Genomic DNA, 20,950 nt, shown 5'->3' with positions numbered 1-20,950 from the left:
CGATCCGCTACTTCACGCACAAGAGACAACACACACCATGGCTACTTCTGATTTCGATCTGGTTTTATTCGGCGGCACCGGCGACCTGTCGATGCGCAAGCTGCTGCCGGCACTCTACGCCCGCGATCGCGCCCGCGACCTGCCGGCAGATGCGCGCATCATCTGCCTGGGCCGCGACGACAAATCGCGCGAGGATTTCCTCAAGCTGGTGGAAAAGGATTCCAAACCCCACGTACCGGCCGCCAACATGGACGCCACCGTCTGGGAACGTTTCACCGGTCGCCTCCAATACGCCTCGGTCAACGCCAGGGAAGCCGACAGCTTCAGCCACCTGAAGGAGGCCCTGCGCGAGGTCGACGGCCTGGCCCGCGTGTTCTACCTGGCCACGCCGCCCAGCCTGTTCGCCTCCATCTGCGAGAATCTCTCCAAGGCCGGCCTGGTCACGCCAACCTCGCGCGTGGTGCTGGAAAAGCCGCTGGGCCGCGACCTGGAAAGCGCCCGCAACATCAATGCGCAGGTGGGCCGCTTCTTCCAGGAATCGCAGATCTTCCGTATCGACCACTACCTCGGCAAGGAAGCCGTGCAGAACCTGCTGGCGCTGCGCTTCGGCAACGTGCTGTTCGAGCCGCTGTGGCGCCGCGAATGGATTTCCGATGTGCAGATCACCATCGCCGAAGAGCTCGGCGTGGGCGGCCGCTTCGATTACTACGACACCTCCGGCGCCCTGCGCGACATGCTGCAGAACCACCTGCTGCAACTGCTGTGTATCGTGGCCATGGAGCCGCCCGTCTCCAATTCGGCCGATGCCGTGCGTGACGAAAAACTGAAGGTGCTGCGCTCGCTCAAGCGCTTTACCCCGACCACGCTGGCCATGAACGTGGTGCGCGGCCAGTACCGCGCCGGTCACGTCGATGGCGTGGCCGTCCCCGGCTATCGCAAGGAAGCCGATGCCAATCCCGATTCCCGCACCGAGACCTATGTGGCCGTGAAGGCCGAGATCGATACCTGGCGCTGGGCCGGCGTGCCCTTCTACCTGCGCACCGGCAAGCGCATGGCCGATTCGCTGGCCGAGATCGTGGTGCGCTTCAAGAGCGTGCCGCATTCCATCTTCGCCCACCAGAACGACACGCCCAACTGCCTGGTGATCCGCCTGCAGCCCGACGAGGGCCTGCACATGAACCTGATGGCCAAGCAGCCCGGCGACGGCATGCGTCTGCGCCCGGTGGAACTGGAGCTGGACTTCCGCGAGAAATTCAAGACCCCGCGCATGGATGCCTACGAGCGCCTGCTGCTGGATGTGCTGCGCGGCCATCTGACCCTGTTCATGCGCAGCGACGAACTGGAAGCCGCCTGGGAGTGGGTGGAACCGATCCTGAACTACTGGGACCAGCAGGAAGCCGACCCCGTGCCCTACAACGCCGGCACCTGGGGACCGGCGGCGGCCAGCGCCCTCATCGGTCGCGATGGCCTGCAGTGGCGCGAAGAAGCGCTGCCCGAGGTCTGAGGCCCGGCCCCTAGCGTCATCAGGTCCACGTCATGTCCATGCTGCTCGACTCCATTCGCACCCACATCAACTCCCTCTCCAAGTCGGAGAAGAAGGTGGCCGCGACCATCCTCGCCAATCCGCAGCTGGCATTGGCTGAGAACCTGACGGCGCTGGCCAAGAATGCGGAAGTGTCGGAACCGACCGTGATCCGCTTCTGCCGCGCCATCGGTTACGAGGGCTGGCATGATTTCAAGCTCAAGCTGGCGCAGAGTCTGGCGCTGGCCCTGCCGGGCGCGGATGAGACGCTGGCCCAGGATGACCTGGCGGCCGATCTGGTCAACAAGATCTGCAGCCGCTCCATCAATACCCTGCTGGATCTGCGCAACCATTTGAATCCGGACGCCATCCAGCTGGCGCTGGACGTGCTGGCGCGCGCCAACAAGATCGAGTTCTACGGCCAGGGTACGTCCGGCATCGTGGCCAACGATGCCCAGCACAAGTTCTTCCGCTCGGGTGTACCGACGGTGGCCTACTCTGACCCGCACATCCACAGCATCGCGGCCTCGTTGTTGAAAGCCGGTGACTGCGTGGTGGCGATCTCGCAGCGCGGCGGCAATGCCGCCCTGCTGCGCTCGATCCAATTGGCGCGCAAGGGCGGTGCCGACATCATCGTGCTGGGTCCGTCCGGCACTCCCCTGGCCGAACTGGCCACGGTACTGGTGCCCATCGACCTGTCCTTCAACATCGATCCCTATACGCCCATCTCGGCGCGCCTGGCGCACCTGGTGGTGATCGACATCCTCGCCGTGGGCCTGGCCCTGCGACGCGGACCGGAATTCCGCAAGAAGATGCAGAACGCCCAGAAGTCCCTGCAGAAATTCGACATGCAGTTCGACTCCTTCTTCCGTTGAGAGGACTGCGACGGATCAAGGATCACTCATTGACCGACAGACAGCGCAGCGCCAATGCGTACAATGCCTTGTCCCCTTCATTCTCTTTAGCAACAGGACTTTCCATGAGCCAGCTTGACCAGTTGAAGCAGTACACCACCATCGTGGCCGATACCGGCGACTTCCAGGCGATGAAAGCCTTCGCCCCGCAGGATGCCACCACCAATCCCTCGCTGATCCTCAAAGCCGTGCAGAAGGCCGAGTACAAGCCGCTGCTGGAGTCGGTCGTCAAGGCCCATGCCGGCAAGAGCACCGATGAGATCATCGACCGCCTGCTGATCGCCTTCGGCCTGGAAATCCTGAAGCTCATCCCGGGCCGCGTCTCCACCGAGACCGATGCGCGCCTGTCCTTCGATACCGCGGGAACGGTGGCCAAGGGCCGCGAGTTGATCCGCCTGTATGAGGAGGCCGGCATCGCCCGCGAACGCGTGTTGATCAAGATCGCGTCCACCTGGGAAGGCATCCGTGCCGCCGAGATCCTGGAGAAGGATGGCATCCGCTGCAACCTGACCCTGCTGTTCTCGCTGCCGCAAGCCATTGCCTGCGCCGAAGCGCGTGTCCAGCTGATCTCGCCCTTCGTCGGCCGCATCTATGACTGGTACAAGAAGTCCACCGGGCAGGAGTACACCGGCAGCGATGATCCGGGTGTGCAGTCGGTCAAGTCCGTCTACAACTACTACCGCAAGTTCGGCTACGCCACCGAAGTGATGGGCGCGAGCTTCCGCAACACCTCGCAGATCGTGGAACTGGCCGGTTGCGACCTGCTCACCATCAGCCCCGACCTGCTGCAAAAGCTGGCCGACACCGATGGACCGGTCGAGCGCAAGCTGAGCCAGGAAGCGGCTGATGCCGCCCAGATCGAGCGCATCTCGCTGGACGAAAAAGCCTTCCGCCTGGCCTTGAACGGCGATGCGATGGCTACCGAAAAACTGGCCGAAGGCATCCGCCAGTTCGCCGCCGACGCAGTGAAGCTGGAGCAGATCGTCGACGCATTGCGTTGAGCAAGCCGATACAGGCAGTCGCCTCAGGAGGGCCGACCCGACGGCCCCGATCAAGCGGATGATCAAACCATGGTCGCCGCTTCCCGGGTCAGGCTGGCCGGCCTGCCACGCGCCGGCTGGCACCGGAAGAAACTCACGGTCGTCTGCAACTGCACCGCGCGGCGGTTCAGTTCTTCCGAGGTCACCGCCAGTTCTTCCGAACTGAGCGAATTCTGCTGAATCACTTGCGCCAGCTGGCTGGCCGCCTGGCTGATCTGGCTCACGCCCGCCGACTGATTCTCGGAGGATTGCACGATGTCCTGCACCAGCGCCGAGGTGCGGGCAATGGTGGGCACCATGTCGTTGAGCTGGCGCTCGGCGGCGCAGGCGAGCGTCACGTTGCTGCGGGCGAGCTCGTCGATCTCCTGCGCAGCCCACTGGCTGCGCTCGGCCAGCCGACGCACTTCGGCAGCCACCACCGCAAAACCGGAGCCGTGCTCGCCGGCATGTGCCGCTTCAATGGTCGCGTTCAGGGCCAGCAGGTTGGTCTGGTAGGCGATGTCGTCGATGACCGCAATCTTGCCGGCGATCTGCTGGATCGCGTCCACCATCTGCTTGACGGTATCGGCACAGGCCCGCGCCTCGACCGCGGCGGCAGAGGCGATCTGGTCGGTTAGCCGCGCATTCTGCGCGGTACTGAGGATGGATTTGTGGATCAGCTCCAGTGCCGTGCTGGTCTGCTCAACCCCGGAAGCCTGCTCGGTGGAGGCGCGCGACAGGGATTGCGCGGTAGCGCTGACCTCCTCGGCAGTACTGACCAGACCTTCGGCATTGCCGCGCACCTCGCTCACCACCAGGCAGAGACGATCCATCATCTTCTGGATGGCGTGCATCATGCTGTCCCGGTAACGCGTCTTGACCCTGACCTTCTGGACCAGGTCGCCATCGGCGAGCCGCTGCATCACCGTCACCACATCTCCCGGCTCGCCGCCCATCTGCCGCAACAGAGTCCGTCCAAGCAGCCAGCCGGCACCGAGCAGTATCAGCAGCACCCCGCCAGCCAGCAGGGTGACCGTCTCCAGCGCATCGCTGATGATCGCGCGCGCACTGAGCGCACCGGCCTCGCCCAGCGCAACGTTGTAGGAACGGTGGCGCCCGAAAGTCACCTGCACGGCATCGATGGCGGCCCGGAATTCAAGCATGGCCTGAGGCAGCTTGTTCTCGCTGCGGTCTTCATCGGCCACCTTCAGCAAGCGCCGCGCCACCTCATCGAAGGCGACGATGCGGGACTGATCATCGGCCAGCATGGCCGCATCGGTCTCGTCGGTGATATAGGCATCCGCATAGTTCTTGAGATAACGGTTCAGGCGCGCGTGCTGCGCCTCCACTTCCTTGAGGAGCCGGGCGCGGTCGAGCGGCTCGGGATCCACCAGATACTGATAGAGGCGTCCCTGGATGGCATTGAAGGCAGCCTGTGCATCGTCAAGCGTGGTGACACTGGGCACGGTGTTGAGCTGCGCATAATTGGCGGCGTTGTAGACATTCTCGATCTGACGCAAGCTGACAGCCGCCGTGGCGACCAGCCCCAGCAAAGCCAGCAGGATCAGCACCGACAGGCGCTGACCCACGGTCAGCGTGCGAAATCCTGGCCTGGACATGATTTCCTCCCCCCAGAGGTGTGGCGATGGCGATATGCCAGAGCGCGCTCCCTCCGAGCTGCGCCCTGCCGTTTTGGCAACGAACTTATAGCGCACGGCCTGGCTTGTCAATCAAGGCCGGTATCCACCATGCAGGAGGCGGAAAAGAAAAATGCCACCGCGCAACACTGCGCGATGGCATTCTCCCTCCATCTGACGGCGCCCCCGCGCGCAAGCCGCCGTGCAGGTTCAGTCAAAACTGATCTGCACCTTCATCATGCGCGAACGATCCCCGGCAATCTCGAAGGCCTCCACCGCCTGGGCGATGGGATAAGTCGCCGTGATCAGGGGCTTCACGTCCACCAGCTTGCGATTCATCAGTTCCACGGCCATGGCGAACTCTTCATGGAAGCGGAAGGCACCGCGCCAGTCCAGCTCCTTGCCCACCAGCAGATTGGCCGGGAACTGGATATCGCCACCCAGGCCGACCTGCACGATGATGGCTTGCGGACGCAGCGCTTCGAGCGCGCCCACCAGCGCGCGTTCATTGCCGCTGGCTTCGAAGAGCACATCGAAGCTTCCCTTGTCGGCGGCATAGCCCTTGAGGGCATCGGGCGTCTCGGCCATGTTGATGGCTCGGTCCGCACCCACTTGCAGGGCCGCTTGCAGCGGCATGCTGGCCACGTCGGTGACCACCACTTCCAGCGCACCGGCGCGGCGCGCTGCCACCACCACCAATGCACCGATCGGACCGCAACCGGTCACCAGCACCCGCTTGCCCACCAGCGGACCGGCGCGGCGCACTGCATGTAGCGCCACCGACAGCGGTTCGGCCATGGCGGCCTCGCCATCGCTGACATGATCGGCCACGATGTGGGCCTGCGAACGTTCGATGATGATTTCCTGGCGGAACGCACCCTGCACGTGGGGCGTGCGCATGGCGCTGCCATAGAAGCGCATGTCCAGGCAGTGGTTCTGCTTGCCTTCCTGGCAGTACTTGCACACGCCACACGGACGGCTGGGCGAGATGGCGATGCGGGTGCCCGGTGCAATGTCGGTGATGGCCGAACCGACTTCGGCGATCTGGCCCGAGACTTCATGGCCCAGTACCATCGGTTCCTTGATGCGCACCACGCCAAAACCGCCGTGGTGATAGTAGTGCAGGTCCGAGCCGCAGATGCCGCCGGCCTTGACCTTGACCTTCAGCTGTTGCGGCTGCAGGGTGCCGGTCTCCAGGGCCTGGATGCGCAGGTCGTGCGGCGCGTGAATGACGAGTCCTTCTTGCATGGTCTTCTCCGAAATGAGCCAAATGATTTACAAGGTAGCCGTCACGCCACCATCCACATACAGGATGTGACCATTGACGAAGCGCGAGGCGTCGCTGGCCAGGAACACGGCCGCACCCACCAGGTCTTCCACATCGCCCCAGCGGCGCGAGGGCGTGCGCGCCACCAGCCAGTCAGTGAACTTGGCATCGTTGACCAGAGCCATGTTCATCTCGGTCTTGAAATAGCCGGGGCCCAGGCCATTGACCTGGATGCCGTACTTGCCCCAGTCGATGGCCATGCCCTTGGTGAACATCTTCACCGCGCCCTTGGTGGCGGTGTAGGGGGCGATGCCGGGACGGCCCAGCTCGCTCTGCACCGAGCAGATATTGATGATCTTGCCCGCGCCACGCGGGATCATGTGGCGCGCCACGGCTTGCGCGGCATAGAAGACGCTGTTGAGATTGGTGTTGATGAGGTCGTGCCAGTCCGATTCCTTGAACTCTTCCAGCGGATTGCGGCGCTGGATGCCGGCATTGTTGACCAGGATGCCGATGGCGCCGATTTCGCTTTCGATCTTCTGCACCGCGGCCTTCACGTCCTCGGCAGAGGTCGCATCGAAACTGGCTTCATGGATGGTATGGCCCTCGGCACGCAATTGCGCCGCGACGGTCGCCAGCTTGCCGGCATCACGTCCGTTGAGCACGATGGCCGCGCCCGCTTCAGCCATGCCGCGTGCCAGCGCCAGGCCGATACCACCGGAGGAACCGGTGATGAGGGCCAGCTTGCCCTCCAGGGAAAAGCCCTGCAAACCTGCGGGCAATGGGGTGGTCTTGATGGTCATGAGGTGTCTTTCTTCTTGTCGGAAATTTCGTTGTCAAACCCTGCCCTGCCCGTGATGGCGCAAAACAGGACTCAGTGCTGCTTTCCGGTCTCGCGCTGGAAGGCGGCGATGGCGTGATACTCCGCCTCCAGCTTGGCCGGAATGGCTGCAAAGATGGGTTGCAGGCGGCCATAGACCGCCACCGCATCTGCCTCGGGGACGTGCTGATTGGTCGAACCGACCATGCCCGAGATGACCGACAGCGACGGCACCAGGCCCAGCGCCCAGGCGCCCAGCACGGCTGCGCCGAGACAGGACGATTCCACACTCTCCGGCACCACCACTTCGCGGTTGAAGATGTCGGCCATCATCTGGCGCCACAGGGCCGACCGGGCGAAGCCGCCGGTGGCCATCATGCGTTTGGTCGGCCCGACCAGTTCCTCCAGCGCGGGAAGGATGCTGTAGAGATTGAAGATCACCCCTTCCAGCGCCGCGCGGATCATGTGGTGCTTGCCATGATGCAGGGCCAGACCGAAGAAGGAACCGCGCAGGTCGGCATTCCACAGCGGCGCGCGCTCCCCGGCCATGAAGGGATGGAACAGCAGGCCCTCGGCACCGGGCCGCACCTGCTCGGCGATGCGGGTCAGGGCTTCATAGGGATCGACGCCCTCTTCGCGCGCCGCTGCCGCTTCGGCCGTGGCCAGCTCGTCGCGCACCCAGCGGAAGATGTTGCCGCCATTGTTGACGGGGCCACCGACCACCCAGTGATTTTCAGTCAGGGCATAGCAGAACAGGCGGCCATGCGGATCGGTCAGCGGTTGGTCGATCACCGTGCGCATGGCACCGGAAGTGCCGATGGTCACGGCCACATGGCCGACCTCGATGGCGTTGACGCCCAGGTTGGAGAGCACCCCGTCATTGGCGCCGATGATGAAGGGCGTATCGACCGACAGGCCCAGGCGCCGGGCCATCTCCGGCGACAACGCCGGCAGGCGGTGCGTGGTCGGCACCGGCTTGGGCAACTGCTCGGGCCGCACACCCAGCAGGTCCAGCGCGCCCTTGTCCCAGGCCAGTTCCCGCAGATTGAACATGCCGGTGGCCGAGGCGATGGAATGGTCCACCACCCACTCACCGAAGAGCTGGTACAGCAGGTATTCCTTGATGCCGACGAAGCGCGCCGCCTTGTGGAAAATCTCCGGCTTTTCATGGCGCAGCCACATCAGCTTGCACAGCGGTGACATCGGGTGAATCGGTGTGCCGGTACGGCGATAGATGGCATTGCCGTCATGCTCGTGCTTGATGCGTTCGGCCCAGACCGCGGCGCGGATATCGCCCCAGGTGATGCTGTTGGAGAGCAGGCGATCCTCCGCATCCAGCGCAATGACGCTGTGCATGGCCGCGCTGAAGCACAGCAGCGCGATGTCTCCGGGCGCCACCCCGGCGGCCTTGACGGCCCCGGCGATGGAGGCCAGCGCAGCGGCCACGATCTGGTCCGGGTCCTGTTCCGCCATGCCCGGTTCGGTACAGAGGACCGGATATTGCTCTGCATGCTGGGCCACCACCTTGCCATCAAGCGTGAAGACCACGGTCTTGGTGCTGGTGGTGCCGATATCGACGCCGAGCATGGTGGGTGCGGAAGAGGACATGTGAATTTTCCTTATGGGACAAAGCAAGACGCCCGGACCAGCCGGGCGTTGCGTGTGGTCTTAGACGACCAGGTTGAGCAACATGATGAAGATGATAGCAACAACCGAGATCAGGGTTTCCATCACCGTCCAGGTCTTGAAGGTCTCACCGACGCTCATGTTGAAGTATTCCTTGACCAGCCAGAAGCCGGCATCGTTGACGTGCGACAGGATCAGCGATCCGGCACCGGTGGCCAGTACCAGCAGTTCCTTGTTGGTGCCGGGGATCAGCGCCACCAGCGGGGCCACGATGCCCGCGCCGGTGATGGTGGCGACCGTGGCCGAACCGGTGGCCACGCGGATCACGCCCGCCACGAACCAGGCCAGCAACAGCGGCGAAATCTGTGCATGCACGGCCAACTGACCGATGGCGGTGCCCACGCCGGAACTGACCAGCATCTGCTTGAAGCCGCCACCGGCGCCGATGATGAGCACGATGGCCGCCGTCGGGGCCAGGCTCTGGTCGACGAATTTGAGCACTTGCTGGCGGCTGAAGCCACGGGCGATGCCAAAGGTCCAGATGGCCAGCAGCAGCGCGGCCAGCAGCGCCACAATGGGGTTGCCGATGAAGTCCATCAGGTCGCGCACGGCGTGGCCTTCAGGCAGGGTGACGTCGACGAAGGTCTTGAGCAGCATCAGGAACACTGGCAGCAGCACCGTCACCAGGGTGGTGGTGAAGCCCGGCAGGTTGGTGGTCTGCGGCTCACGCGCCAGTTGCGCCATCAGTTCCTCGGAGGGCTTGATGTTGACGTAGCGAGAGATGAAGGCACCGAACAAGGGACCGGCGATGATGACGGTCGGCAGGCCCACCAGCAGACCGTAGAAGATGGTCTTGCCGATGTCGGCACCAAAGATGCCGATGGCCAGCAGCGGCCCCGGATGCGGCGGCACCAGGCCGTGCATGACCGACAGGCTGGCCAGCATGGGCATGCCGATCTTGAACAGCGGCACCCCCGAGCGGCGCGCCACGATGAACACCAGCGGGATCAGCAGCACGAAGCCGATCTCGAAGAACAGCGGAATGCCGACCAGGAAGGCGCCCATCATCATGGCCCAGTGCACCCGTTCGCGGCCGAAGGCGCGCACCAGCGTCTGGGAAATCTGGTCAGCCCCGCCGGATTCGGCCATCAGCTTGCCCAGCATGGTCCCCAGGCCCAGCACGATGCCCACGAAACCGAGCACGCCACCAAAGCCGTCCTGGAAGGACTTGACGATCTTGGGCAGTGGCATGCCCGAGATCAGGCCAAGGAAGCCCGAGGTGATCGTCAGGGCGATGAAGGGGTGGATGCGCAGGCGCGTGATCATCAGGATCAGCGCGAGGATCGCAATGACTGCATTGAACAGCAAGGTGGCGTCGTGGCTCATGCCCAGCATGGGATCTCCGATTGCCGATAGCCGATGGCGTACCGAACCGGACATGGGCGCAGCGGCGCGGCCCACCTGGCGGCATGGGGCAAACGTCTCCTGCGGCCTGTCCTGATGGAAGGCACGGCATCTGCACTATCTGCGTAGTGTTTTATTGCGGAACCCGCCGGGATGCGACGAGCTCCGTTCCTGAGTGTGGTATGTCTCAGCCAGCCGCCGCCGTGTGCCCGGAGGTTCGGATGTTAGCGTTAACATGGGGCGCGATGATAACGCTAACATTTTGCAGCGGTCAAACACTTGTTGTGTTGCGGTGCGGCAGAAGCGCGGGCACAGCAGAGGAGGAGGCGATATCCATTGTTTTGCGGAAATACATGAAAGGACTTCCAGGCCGCCAAGAGCGCAGCGCAAGCAGGTATCATGTCGCCACCCTGAACGACCGTCCTCCCCTGCCTCCATGACCCAGCGCGCAGCACCCAAGTCCAAGCCCAAGTCCCCATCCGCCGTGCGTGGCAGCCGTGCCACCGGGCGCGTCACCATCATCGACGTGGCGGCCGAGGCCGGGGTGAGTCCGATGACGGTCTCGCGTGCGCTGAAAAATCCCGGTCTGGTGCAGGAACAGTCACGCCAGCGCATCCTGGAGGCCATCGCCCGGCTCGGCTACGTGCCCAACCAGGCTGCCTCCACCCTGGCTTCGGCGCGCTCGCAGGTGATCGCGGTACTGGTGCCCTCGCTCACCAATGCGGTCTTCATCGAGACCCTCTCGGGCATCCGCGATTATCTGGCCCACGCCGGTTACCAGTTCCTCATCGGCGAGACCGGCTATGCGCGGGCCAAGGAGGAGCAGCTCATCGCCACCTACCTGGCGCATGCGCCGGCCGGCTTCCTGCTCTCCAGCAGCCAACAGCATGAGATCCTCCAGGCGCGTCCCGCCAGCCGCGACATTCCTGCGGTGCGCATGTTCGACCTGGGCCGCAGCCAGCAGGATTTCTCGGTCGGCTTCTCCCAGACCCGCGCCGGTCATGCGGTGGCCAGACACCTGGTGGAACGCGGCTACCGCCGTCCGGCCTTCCTGGCGGCGCAGCTGGATCCGCGCATGATGAAGCGCCGCGAAGGCTTCCGCAAAGGCTTGCTGGAAGCCGGGATCACGCCCGAGATTGAAGTCCTGCTGCCCGAGCCCACCACCGTGGACATGGGCGCGCAACTGCTGCGCCGGGTGCTGGAACAGCATCCGCACTGCGATTCGGTGTTCTGCTGCAATGATGACCTGGCCCTGGGCGCCCTCTTCGAATGCCAGCGCCAGGGCATCAGCGTGCCGCGCGAGATGGCCATTGCGGGCTTCAATGACCTCTCCTGGGCGGCCTGTGCCACGCCCTCCATCACCACCGTGGTCACGCCGCGTTACGACATCGGCTACAAGTCCGCCGAAATGCTGGTGCGTCAGCTCAAGGGCGAGGACATCCCCAAGGGCCGGCTGGACCTGGGTTTCGAGCTGGCCGTGCGCGAGAGTACCTGAAGCGCGACAGTAGCCGACCCGAGCCGCATCCCCCGCATCGGTGGACGAATCGGCGCCAATCATCCATCCATTGTCGTGTCGTGGCTCTGGACAGAAAACCGCCATTCTCTACAATCTCCCAATGTCGTTCGTCCTTGCAGCAATGCAGATGTGCAGCGTCATGTCCTCCATGTGATGCAAGAATGCAGAGAGGCAGCGAGGCAGAGGCGGGCGACATTCTTATAAATAATATCCAGATTCTCAAATCCGGATCACCAGGAGTATCCCTCATGCAGACATTCACCGGTCTTTGCAAACCCGCCGCCATGGCGCTGCTGCCCCTGTGCGGCGCGCTGGCCTTCCTGCCGGCCAGCGCCCAGACGGCGCCCGCTGCGGCGCCCGTGGTCAAGTACGACCTGACCTATGACATCATCAGCCCGGTCCACAGCCAGCACGGCATGGTGGCCACCGAACAGGAACTGGCCACCAAGGTCGGCGTGGATATCCTCAAAAAGGGCGGCAATGCGGTTGACGCCGGTGTGGCCGTGGGCTTTGCGCTGGCTGTGGTGCTGCCCAACGCGGGCAACATCGGCGGCGGTGGTTTCATGATGATCCACGATGCCAAGACCGGCAAGAACGTCGCCCTGGACTTCCGCGAGATGGCCCCGCAGCGCGCCACCCGCAACATGTACCTGGACGACAAGGGCAACGTGGTCCCGGGCCGCTCGCTCTACACCCACCTGGCCGTGGGCGTGCCGGGCACGGTGGCGGGGCTGTCGCATGCGCTCTCCAAGTACGGCACGATGAAGCTGTCGCAGGTCATCCAGCCAGCCATCGAACTGGCCGACAAGGGTTATCCGGTCAGCCGCAGCCTGGCACTGATCCTCTCGGCCGAGCGCGAACACCTGGGCCAGTGGGATTCCTCCAAGGCGATCTTCTTCAAGGACGGCCGCCCGCTCAAGGAAGGCGAAATGCTGGTCCAGAAGGACCTGGCCAAGTCGCTGCGCCTGATCGCCAAGGAAGGTCCGAAGGCCTTCTATGACGGCGCCATCGCCAGGAAGATCGTGGCCGAGATGGACAAGCACGGCGGCCTCATCAGCGCCGAAGACCTGAAGAACTACAAGGTCGTCGAACGCGTGCCGGTCTCGGGCAACTATCGCGGCTACCAGGTCATGTCGATGCCGCCGCCGAGCTCGGGCGGTGTCCACATCATCCAGATGATGAACATCCTCGAACGCTATCCGCTCAAGCAGTACGGTGCCGACAGCGCCCAGACCATCCACCTGATGGCCGAAGCCATGAAGCTGGCCTATGCCGACCGCTCCGAATACCTGGGCGATCCGGATTTCACCAAGGTCCCGGTCAAGGGCCTGATCTCGCGCGCCTATGCCGACGAACTGGCCAAGAAGATCAACCCCGACCGCGCCACGCCCTCGGCCGAGATCAAGCCGGGCCAGCCACAACCATATGAAAGCGACCAGACCACCCACTTCTCGGTGGCCGACAAGGACGGCAACCTGGTCGCCACGACCTACACGTTGAACCTGAACTTCGGCAGCGGCATCGTCGCCGCCGGCACTGGCATCACGCTCAACAACGAGATGGATGACTTCGCTGCCAAGCCGGGCGTGCCCAATGCGTTCGGCCTCATCGGCGGCGACGCCAATGCGGTCGGTCCCTACAAGCGCCCGCTGTCGTCGATGTCGCCCACCTTCGTGCTCAAGGACGGCAAGCCCTTCCTGGTCACCGGCAGCCCCGGCGGCAGCCGCATCATCACCACCACCCTGCAGACCATCCTCAACGTGATCGACCACGACATGAACGTGGCCGAAGCCACCATCACCCCGCGCATCCACCACCAGTGGGTGCCGGACCAGCTGCGCGTGGAAAAGGGCCTGTCGGCCGACACCCTCAAGATCCTCCAGGACAAGGGCCAGAAGATCAGCGTGCAACCCTCCATGGGCCGTACCCAGACCATCCAGATCAAGCCGGATGGTTTCGACGGCTTCTCGGATCCGCGCAATCCGGATGGCCGTACCCTGGGCTTCTGATGCACTGAACCGGCCACCGAATCAGCCGCCGGATCAGGCGCTGTACCCGGCACCGAACATGGCTCCCGACTGACTGGTCGGGAGCCATTTTTTTGTCGCCATCCCGACCAGCGTCTTGCACATCAGTGTCGGCACTCAAATAAAAATTCATCTTTTCAGTTGCTCAACTGAACCCGGTAGTCGGCAATAAAAACTTATCGTCCATCTGGCACAATAAATTTCTTCGAACTCTGGCGAATTTTCTCTCTCGGCAGTCCATCCGATTTCAAGAAACGTACGCCAATCCCTGAAATCCGCTTCCGTGGCGGCTTTCCAAGCACATCCATCTTTCACTACGCTTTGTTTCTGAATAAATTCAAAAGTAGATAAGAAATATTTCGAGACAAACATCGAAATGCTAAGAGTCGCATTTCGTTAATTTTTTGTTTTTCCCTTTTATTCCCTTGATCCCCTTATCAGGACAAATTCACGCCATCACTATGGCAGGCGTTTGTCACTGAGCACGTTATTTATCCCCTTGCGCATTCATGTCGCACCGACATGGCACACCGTCCATGTCGTGCTATCGGCTTGCATTGATCGAGGAGAGCGTGCGTGACCCGATTTCGACTTGTCAATTCCTAGGGAGTACCACCATGACCATCACCGTCCTGAAGCTGTCCGACGCCGACGCCTATCTCAAAAACATCTCGATCAAGACCATCAAGGACGTGCGCGCCCTCGACGTGGACCTGATGCTGATCCTGATGAATGGCGACCGCATCATCATCAACAATGGCGCCGTCAGTGCCATGAGCGCACCGGAATCCTCCCTGCAGTTCGCCGATGGCAAGCTGCCGCTGGCCAGCGTGTTCCAGCAGATCGACAAGATCGATGTCTCGCCCGAAGCCAACCTCACCGTCAGCTCCAAGGAAATCACCCGCTACAACCAGAACAACGCGAAAAACAAGAAAGCCCGCAAGGACGAGGAGGAGGACGGCGACAAGCCGGTCGTCGTCGAACCGGGAGAGCGCGACCCGGCCGTCGCTACCGACACCCATGGCAGCGGCGGCAATACCGAGCGTCCCAACTTCACGCCCACGAAATCCCCCGACAACCAGAGCCAGATCGCCGATGCCGAAATCAACTCGCAGAATGAAAAGAACTGGGGCGTGCAATGGCCCATTGCCGCCGGTGCACTGGCATTGCTGGCGGCGGCCGGCGGCGGTGGTGGTGGTGGTGGTGGCAGCAGTGGCGGCGGTGGTGGCGCTGCTAACGGCAACAGCGGCGGTGCAGGTGCTGGCGCAGGCGCTGCAGCCGGCAGCGGCGCAGGCACGGCCGATCCGTCCGCGAGCGACCTCCGGGGCAGCGTCGCGCTGGGCGCCATCCAGAATGCGAACATTACGGCCTATGACGCACTGGGCAATGCCCTGAGCGAGACCGTAGCGGTGGTCGACGGCAAGTACACCCTGAAACTCAACCGCGCCCTCTACAAGGGCCCGATGCTGCTGGTGGTGCGCGACAACACCCCGGGCCTGGCCGACAACTTCATCGATGAAGGCACCCAGCTGCAAACCGACCTGGGCGCCCTGCCTCTGCGCGCGGCGGTCGTGGCCAGCGGCGGCAACCAGACCGTCAACGTCACGGCACTGACCGAACTGGCGCTGCTCAAGGCCGGCCTGGACCAGGGCGTACTGCGCCTGGCCGACCAGCCCGAAGTCAATGCAGAACGCATCATTGCCGCCAACAATGCCGTGAGCGGCTTCTTCAAGGTCGATGCCCTGGCCACCGAGGTGGTGGTCACCACGGTAGCCGCCGCCAACGGACGCACCATCGGCATCGCCAACCCGAACTTCAACAGTGCCCTGAGTACGGAGACCCAGAACTATGGTGCGGCCCTCAAGGCCATTGCCAACCTGGTACGACTGGACAAGAAGACCTACCCTGATCAGGCAACCGTGCTGGACCGCCTGGCCGGCATCGCCGCGCGCGCCGTGCGCCTGGCCAGGGAGAAGGAAACCGCCCTGAGCGCCAGCGACATCAATGAACTGCTCAAGACCACCCTGACCGAAGATCAGATGGAAGTGGTGCGCTCAGGCATCACCGGTACGCGCGATGATGGCAGCCAGGTCCGAACCATCGACAGCCTCAATGAGGTCAAACAGAAGGCCCTCGACGCCTCCGCAAAAATCAGGGCCTACGCCGACAGCAACACCAACCCGGCACCGACCAGGACCGACTATCAGAACCTCGGCATCGTCGGCATCGACGATACATTGCACGTCACCGCCATCAACAGCGCCTTGGCGACCTCCAAGGTCAATGGGGCTGCCGTGGCCAGGCCGCGTGATCTGCAAACCATTGTCGATGCCTATCTGCGCATCCTCAATGAGGCCGGAGATACCACCAACGCCGCACCCGATCCCACTGCCGCCGACTATGCCGCCATCGGCGTGGAAGTGACTCTCCCCGCCAACGCCGCGCAGTTGCTCAATTCGGTACTGCACGGCAAGACGGTCGACGACATCAACACCGTCCCCAAGATCAACATCCTGGTACAGGCCGCCAACGCCATTCACGCGCTGGCCAAGGGCAAGATCGAGGCCCTGGATGCCACGCCCTTGACTGAAGAGGCGCTGGCCCGCCTCCAGAGCCAGTTGACCACGCTGGGGGTGAGCGCGCCGCCCAGCGGCACCCTGCAGGCCGTGATCGGCGCGATCCGGCTCAGTCCTGACGGCGGCCAGGATATCGACAGTCTGGTGAAGCTGCAAAACCTCGCCACCAAGGCCCAGGATGCGCAGCTCAAGATCAACGCCTACGCCGACGACGACAGCAAGCCCGTCCCCGATGCGACTGACTATCGCGCCATGGGCGTGGACAAGATCGATGGCAGCAATCTGGCGGCCATCAATTCCACCCTGGCCAGCCCGACGGTGCAGTCAGCCCAGACCGCCAGCCCGCGCCTGGTGCAGTCCATCGTCACGGCTTACGAGCACATCTTCCAGGCCGCCGATGGCACACCCGGCAACGCAGATCCCGCCCTCACCATCAACGATTACACCCTGATCGGACTGAAGGCCGATCTGCTCACGCAGCTCATCGGCGCCGCGCAGCACGTCATCGATGCCGCCAACGGCATCGCCAAGGACGCGTCGCCCAAGCCCGACCGGGAAGACTTCGTGGCCCTGGGCCTGAATGAGCAAAAGCTCACTGCGGCCAGGAGTACCGGCATTTCCTTCCTGGGAGACACGATCGATGCCAGCACCATCGACAAACTCACCCACGACAGCAGCGGCGCGTCCATCCCCCTGTCCTTGACCTGGATGCCACACTTGCCGGGTCCCAGCGTGACTCCTCCCGTCCCATCAACAAAAGTGGCCTGGAGGAAGGTGCAAGCCTCTTCATCAAGCCTGTTGCCGTGGATAGCAACGATACCAAGAGTATCCAACTAGCGTTCTCCGGCGCACTGGATGTCGCGCTGGACAAGTTGGTGATGGGCACCAGTGACAGCAAGGGCCAGACCACCACCGTGCAAAACCTGACGCTGGGCTACTACTGGGTGGCGCAAAAGCTGGAAAACGCCAAGGGCGGGCCGGGTGACGATGAAATCCTGGTCGGCACCACCAAGGATCGGCAAGCGACCGTCATCGAGACGGGTAGCGGTCGGGACACCGTGACCGTGGGCAAGTTTGGCACGGCAGCCACGAACCTGGAGGCCACCATCAGCGATTTCCAGCTGGGGGTGGACAAGGTGAAGGTGTTTTTACGCCAGGGTGACCATCAGATGAACTACCAGAACATCACCAACGCCAACTGGCAGCAGTTTGCCCCGCGTGCCGAGCAGAGCGCATCCGGCGGCGGCACCAAGCTGGTAATCGATCTGGATGGCGCAGGGCCAGGAACGGATAAGTACACCCTGTACCTGCCCACCGTGCCTTTCAACTACGACACCAACACCAAGAGCATCTTCGGTCTGTAAGCCTCACCGCTCCGTCAGCAGCACCCCGGCCCACCCAAAGGGCCGGGAACCGCTGCCGGACTCATCACTGAAATCGAGAAAGGAAGGAGACCCAATGTATGTCCCGAACAATAGGCGACGGCCGCGACTTCTGGCGGCCCGGCAACGAAGACCTCCCCATGCTGGTGGAACGCCTCTGCGCGCAGCAGGAAGACCGCGCCTGGCTGAGCGGCCCGGAGCATCCTGACACGGTCGCGGCCAAGGTGTCGCAGGACTGCAATGCGCCCGGCATTGCCCTGCCCCAGCTCACCGATGCCGCTTACTGGAACAGCGCCCTGCTGCTGCCACCGGACTGGTTCAACCACGCCTCCGCCACCGCCAGTGCGTTGCGGCAAGAGCGTGATCGCGACCAGCAAGACCTATGACACCGCCACCGACATCATGGATTCATACAAACTCGCCATCGGCCAACGCCTGCGCACCCTTCGCCTCAAGATGGGCATCAGCCAGAATCTCTTCGCCCGAGCGCTGGAGACCGCGCCCAACCACATCTGCCAGATCGAGCACGGACGCTGCATCCCCGGTGGCAAGCTGCTGCGCAACATGCACGAGCAGTTCGGCATCGACATCACCTGGCTGCTCAGCGGCCAGAGTGCCAACACGACCAGCAGTCTCTTCAGAAGCGAGGTCGCCGCGCTGGTGGCCAACTATGCGCGCGCCGATTCCAATGGCAAGGCGTTTCTGGTCTATGCCGCCAGTTTTTTGATGGAGGAATTGATACGAACCCCACACCCGATCCCGCCAGCGCCACAGCTCGCCGCAGGCAGCGCTCCCTGCCAGGACCCGCCGAGTGCCTGGCACCCCACGCCTGACTCCTGAGGCCCGATGAGGCCGAGGCACCCAATGTCCCCTGAGAAAGGAACCCCCATGCACAACCAACTGATTCAGCAGCCCCTGTCCGATGAAGAACTCGACACCCTCAGCGAGCTCCTCGACAACATGAAGCCGTGGGCCATGAACATCGAAATGCTCGACGGCTTCTTTGCCGCGCTCGTGTGCAGTCCGGAGGTGGTGCTGCCGGGCGAGTATCTGCCGGTCATCTTTGGTGGTGAACCGGCCTTTGACAGTGAAGACCATGCCTGCACGGTACTGAGCCTCATCATGCGCCACTGGAACACGATTTCCTCGGCCCTGCATCGGACGATGAGGCAAGGTGGTATCTACCTGCCCGTGTTGATGGTGGATGAGCACGGCATGGTCGGCGGCAACGATTGGGCCTGGGGCTTCATGCGCGGGGTGCGGTGTCGTCCGGCGGGGTGGCACACGCTGATGGAGACCGAGGAGATGAGTGAGTGCATGTTGGCCATCATGGTCCTGCTGCATGAGCACTCCCCCGATCCGGCAACGCGTCCACCGGCCATCGCTGCGGACCGTCGGGAGGAACTGCTGCACACCATGATGACGGACCTGACGCAGATCTATCGCCACTTCGCCCCGCAGCGCCAGCAGAGCTATGGGCTGCCCATGCACTGCAAGGGCTTTGTGCTGGATGACGAACGTGCCTGTCCCTGCGGAAGCGGGCAGAAATACAAATACTGCTGCGCGGTGCGCACGCCCACCCTGCATTGAGACCACGCCACCCGGCAGGCGCACTCGGCGATGCGGCTCAGTCGCGCGCGTCCAGTGTTTTGGGATAGACCTTCACCAGCACGATCTTCGGCCCCGACATGCGTTTGATGACCACATCGAAGGCGGGGAACTCGATCTTCTGGCCTTCCTTGGGCAGGTCGCCCAGTTTTTCCATCACCAGGCCGCCGACGGAGTCGATACTGTCGTCATACTCGATGTCGATGCCCAGCATGTGTTCCAGGGTCACGATGGGCAGGCTGCCCTTGCCCAGCAGGGTGCCGTCATCCTGGCGGCTCCATTCGCCGGTGTTGTGGCGGAATTCGTCACGGATCTCGCCCACCAGAAAACTGAGCATGTTGTCCAGCGTGATGAAACCCTGTGGCGGCTGGCCCTTCTTGCCGATGATGGCGAAGTGCGGCATGCCGGTACGGAAGCGCCGCAGCAGGTCCAGCGCCGGCAGGGCCGGGGAGATGAACTGCACCGGGCGCAGGTAGTCTTTCAGGTTGCTGATGGCGCGGCCATCCTGCTGCGCCAGGAACACATCCTTGAGGTGCACCAGGCCCAGCACCTGCTGGCCCTCGGCGCCGAAGTAGGGGTAACGCGAATAGCGGTTGCGGTAGATGATGTCGAGGTTCTCTTCCAGGCTCTTGTCATCGCCCAGGGACACGATCTCGCTGGCCGGACGCATGATGTCGGCCACGTCCAGTTCGGCGAAGTTCAGGCTCTGCGCCAGCACGTTCCATTCATCGCGGGTGAACTTGCCACTCTTGCCGCTCTTGCTGCCGGCACGCAGGATGAGCTTGAGTTCGTCCGAGGAATAATGCGCATCGTGACCATGACCGGCCCCCAGCCCGGCCACGCGCAGCAGCCAGTTGGAACTGGCGTTGAGCACCCAGATCAGCGGATACATGCCCCAGTAGAAGCCGTACAGCGGTACGGCACACCACAGGCCCAGCTTCTCGGGGCTGCGGATGGCCATGGACTTGGGCGCCAGCTCACCGGCCACGATGTGCAGGAAGGAAATGACGAAGAAGGCGAAGACGAAGGACACGCCGTGAATCAGCTCCTGGTTGGTCACGCCGACCAGGGTGAAGAGTGGTTCGAGCAAGCGGGCGAACGCCGGTTCACCGATCCAGCCCAGGCCCAGCGAGGCCAGGGTGATGCCCAGCTGGCAGGCGGAGAGGTAGGCATCGAGCTGGTTGTGGACCACGGCCAGGATACGGCCGCGCATGCCTTGTGTCTTGGCGATGGCCCGGATGCGCGTTTGACGCAACTTGACCAGACTGAATTCTGCTGCAACGAAAAAACCGTTCAACGCAACCAGGAAGAAGGCTGCGACGATCAGCAATATGTTTTCCAACGAGGGTTCCTATCGGGGTTGTCAACGGGCCCGGACGCCGTGAGCGGGTCCGGACTGCGTAATTTAACACGCATGTGGCTTGGAACCTGATTCGTTGTCAAAAAAGCATCTATGCACAGGCCGCATGAGGATGAGAGCCTGCGCGCACGCCTGACCGGTGCAGCGGCTCCACCTGGAGAGGGCAGGCGGCAGCGCGGATGGCTGCCACTCCTTCTAGAACCCATTTCATAAATAGGCGTGAGATGCGTTCTGTCCAGAAAGGGCGCTGGCAAGGCGCGCGACGCGTCGTG

The 20,950-nt window shown here is 63.1% G+C and carries 16 protein-coding genes; 10 read left to right on the top strand and 6 right to left on the bottom strand.

Features of this window, described 5'->3' with window-relative positions:
• Positions 1–37: 37 nt before the first annotated feature.
• From zwf to tal, 3 genes are all read left to right on the top strand, one after another.
• On the top strand, positions 38–1,504 hold the full coding sequence (gene zwf / locus HWE01_RS19595; protein ID WP_008326210.1) for a glucose-6-phosphate dehydrogenase: 1,467 nt from the start codon (positions 38–40) through the stop codon (positions 1,502–1,504).
• 38 nt (positions 1,505–1,542) lie between these two features.
• The gene (locus HWE01_RS19590) at positions 1,543–2,397 is read left to right on the top strand and encodes an SIS domain-containing protein (RefSeq protein WP_034310514.1); all 855 of its coding nucleotides are present in this window, start codon (positions 1,543–1,545) and stop codon (positions 2,395–2,397) included.
• A gap of 104 nt (positions 2,398–2,501) precedes the next feature.
• Positions 2,502–3,437, top strand: a complete 936-nt coding sequence (gene tal / locus HWE01_RS19585; protein WP_008326209.1) for a transaldolase — start codon at positions 2,502–2,504, stop codon at positions 3,435–3,437.
• A gap of 62 nt (positions 3,438–3,499) precedes the next feature.
• Here the strand turns inward: tal and HWE01_RS19580 are convergent, their stop codons facing one another.
• The 5 genes from HWE01_RS19580 to HWE01_RS19560 all read right to left on the bottom strand — a co-directional run bounded on the left by HWE01_RS19580 (position 3,500) and on the right by HWE01_RS19560 (position 10,200).
• Positions 3,500–5,074, bottom strand: a complete 1,575-nt coding sequence (locus tag HWE01_RS19580) for a methyl-accepting chemotaxis protein (protein WP_241822630.1) — start codon at positions 5,072–5,074, stop codon at positions 3,500–3,502.
• 228 nt (positions 5,075–5,302) lie between these two features.
• Positions 5,303–6,340 carry an L-idonate 5-dehydrogenase gene (locus tag HWE01_RS19575; protein WP_008326207.1) on the bottom strand — a complete coding sequence of 346 codons (1,038 nt, stop codon included), beginning with the start codon at positions 6,338–6,340 and terminating at the stop codon, positions 5,303–5,305.
• Positions 6,341–6,367: 27 nt separating this feature from the next.
• Positions 6,368–7,162: an SDR family NAD(P)-dependent oxidoreductase gene (locus HWE01_RS19570; protein ID WP_241822629.1), complete on the bottom strand. Its 795-nt coding sequence runs from the start codon at positions 7,160–7,162 to the stop codon at positions 6,368–6,370.
• A gap of 71 nt (positions 7,163–7,233) precedes the next feature.
• The gene (gntK, locus tag HWE01_RS19565; RefSeq protein WP_241822628.1) at positions 7,234–8,787 is read right to left on the bottom strand and encodes a gluconokinase; all 1,554 of its coding nucleotides are present in this window, start codon (positions 8,785–8,787) and stop codon (positions 7,234–7,236) included.
• Positions 8,788–8,847: 60 nt separating this feature from the next.
• Positions 8,848–10,200, bottom strand: coding sequence for a GntP family permease (locus HWE01_RS19560; RefSeq protein ID WP_008326201.1), 1,353 nt, complete (start codon positions 10,198–10,200; stop codon positions 8,848–8,850).
• A gap of 445 nt (positions 10,201–10,645) precedes the next feature.
• Between HWE01_RS19560 and gntR the strand changes: the two genes are divergently transcribed.
• From gntR to HWE01_RS19525, 7 genes are all read left to right on the top strand, one after another.
• Complete coding sequence (gene gntR / locus HWE01_RS19555) at positions 10,646–11,704, top strand: HTH-type transcriptional regulator GntR (RefSeq protein ID WP_008326199.1); 1,059 nt, start codon at positions 10,646–10,648, stop codon at positions 11,702–11,704.
• 269 nt (positions 11,705–11,973) lie between these two features.
• Complete coding sequence (ggt, locus tag HWE01_RS19550) at positions 11,974–13,734, top strand: gamma-glutamyltransferase (protein WP_241822627.1); 1,761 nt, start codon at positions 11,974–11,976, stop codon at positions 13,732–13,734.
• Between the two features lie 635 nt (positions 13,735–14,369).
• The gene (locus HWE01_RS19545; RefSeq protein ID WP_241822626.1) at positions 14,370–17,165 is read left to right on the top strand and encodes a hypothetical protein; all 2,796 of its coding nucleotides are present in this window, start codon (positions 14,370–14,372) and stop codon (positions 17,163–17,165) included.
• Positions 17,132–17,692: a M10 family metallopeptidase C-terminal domain-containing protein gene (locus tag HWE01_RS19540; protein ID WP_241822625.1), complete on the top strand. Its 561-nt coding sequence runs from the start codon at positions 17,132–17,134 to the stop codon at positions 17,690–17,692. Before HWE01_RS19545 ends, HWE01_RS19540 begins: the two co-directional genes overlap by 34 nt.
• 98 nt (positions 17,693–17,790) lie before the next feature.
• Complete coding sequence (locus HWE01_RS19535) at positions 17,791–18,096, top strand: hypothetical protein (RefSeq protein ID WP_241822624.1); 306 nt, start codon at positions 17,791–17,793, stop codon at positions 18,094–18,096.
• Positions 18,071–18,550: a helix-turn-helix domain-containing protein gene (locus HWE01_RS19530; protein ID WP_241822623.1), complete on the top strand. Its 480-nt coding sequence runs from the start codon at positions 18,071–18,073 to the stop codon at positions 18,548–18,550. The genes HWE01_RS19535 and HWE01_RS19530 overlap by 26 nt, the downstream gene beginning before the upstream one ends.
• Before the next feature lie 48 nt (positions 18,551–18,598).
• Positions 18,599–19,300 carry a UPF0149 family protein gene (locus HWE01_RS19525; RefSeq protein WP_241822622.1) on the top strand — a complete coding sequence of 234 codons (702 nt, stop codon included), beginning with the start codon at positions 18,599–18,601 and terminating at the stop codon, positions 19,298–19,300.
• A 37-nt stretch (positions 19,301–19,337) separates the two neighbouring features.
• Here the strand turns inward: HWE01_RS19525 and HWE01_RS19520 are convergent, their stop codons facing one another.
• On the bottom strand, positions 19,338–20,660 hold the full coding sequence (locus HWE01_RS19520) for a hemolysin family protein (RefSeq protein WP_241822621.1): 1,323 nt from the start codon (positions 20,658–20,660) through the stop codon (positions 19,338–19,340).
• Positions 20,661–20,950 lie beyond the last annotated feature (290 nt).

It is taken from the genome of Herbaspirillum sp. C7C8, assembly GCF_022627875.1.
GTDB lineage: Bacteria > Pseudomonadota > Gammaproteobacteria > Burkholderiales > Burkholderiaceae_D > Herbaspirillum.
The sequence above is the reverse complement of the archived record's forward strand: the minus strand, read 5'-3'. Positions and strand labels throughout refer to the sequence as shown.

Coding starts and splice junctions, on each gene's coding strand:
- HWE01_RS19580 (WP_241822630.1), bottom strand. CDS start 5,074: ATGTCCAGGCCAGGATTTCGCACGCTGACCGTGGGTCAGCGCCTGTCG.
- gntR (WP_008326199.1), top strand. CDS start 10,646: ATGACCCAGCGCGCAGCACCCAAGTCCAAGCCCAAGTCCCCATCCGCC.
- HWE01_RS19590 (WP_034310514.1), top strand. CDS start 1,543: ATGCTGCTCGACTCCATTCGCACCCACATCAACTCCCTCTCCAAGTCG.
- tal (WP_008326209.1), top strand. CDS start 2,502: ATGAGCCAGCTTGACCAGTTGAAGCAGTACACCACCATCGTGGCCGAT.
- HWE01_RS19570 (WP_241822629.1), bottom strand. CDS start 7,162: ATGACCATCAAGACCACCCCATTGCCCGCAGGTTTGCAGGGCTTTTCC.
- HWE01_RS19545 (WP_241822626.1), top strand. CDS start 14,370: ATGACCATCACCGTCCTGAAGCTGTCCGACGCCGACGCCTATCTCAAA.
- HWE01_RS19525 (WP_241822622.1), top strand. CDS start 18,599: ATGCACAACCAACTGATTCAGCAGCCCCTGTCCGATGAAGAACTCGAC.
- HWE01_RS19535 (WP_241822624.1), top strand. CDS start 17,791: ATGTCCCGAACAATAGGCGACGGCCGCGACTTCTGGCGGCCCGGCAAC.
- gntK (WP_241822628.1), bottom strand. CDS start 8,787: ATGTCCTCTTCCGCACCCACCATGCTCGGCGTCGATATCGGCACCACC.
- zwf (WP_008326210.1), top strand. CDS start 38: ATGGCTACTTCTGATTTCGATCTGGTTTTATTCGGCGGCACCGGCGAC.
- HWE01_RS19560 (WP_008326201.1), bottom strand. CDS start 10,200: ATGCTGGGCATGAGCCACGACGCCACCTTGCTGTTCAATGCAGTCATT.
- HWE01_RS19575 (WP_008326207.1), bottom strand. CDS start 6,340: ATGCAAGAAGGACTCGTCATTCACGCGCCGCACGACCTGCGCATCCAG.
- ggt (WP_241822627.1), top strand. CDS start 11,974: ATGCAGACATTCACCGGTCTTTGCAAACCCGCCGCCATGGCGCTGCTG.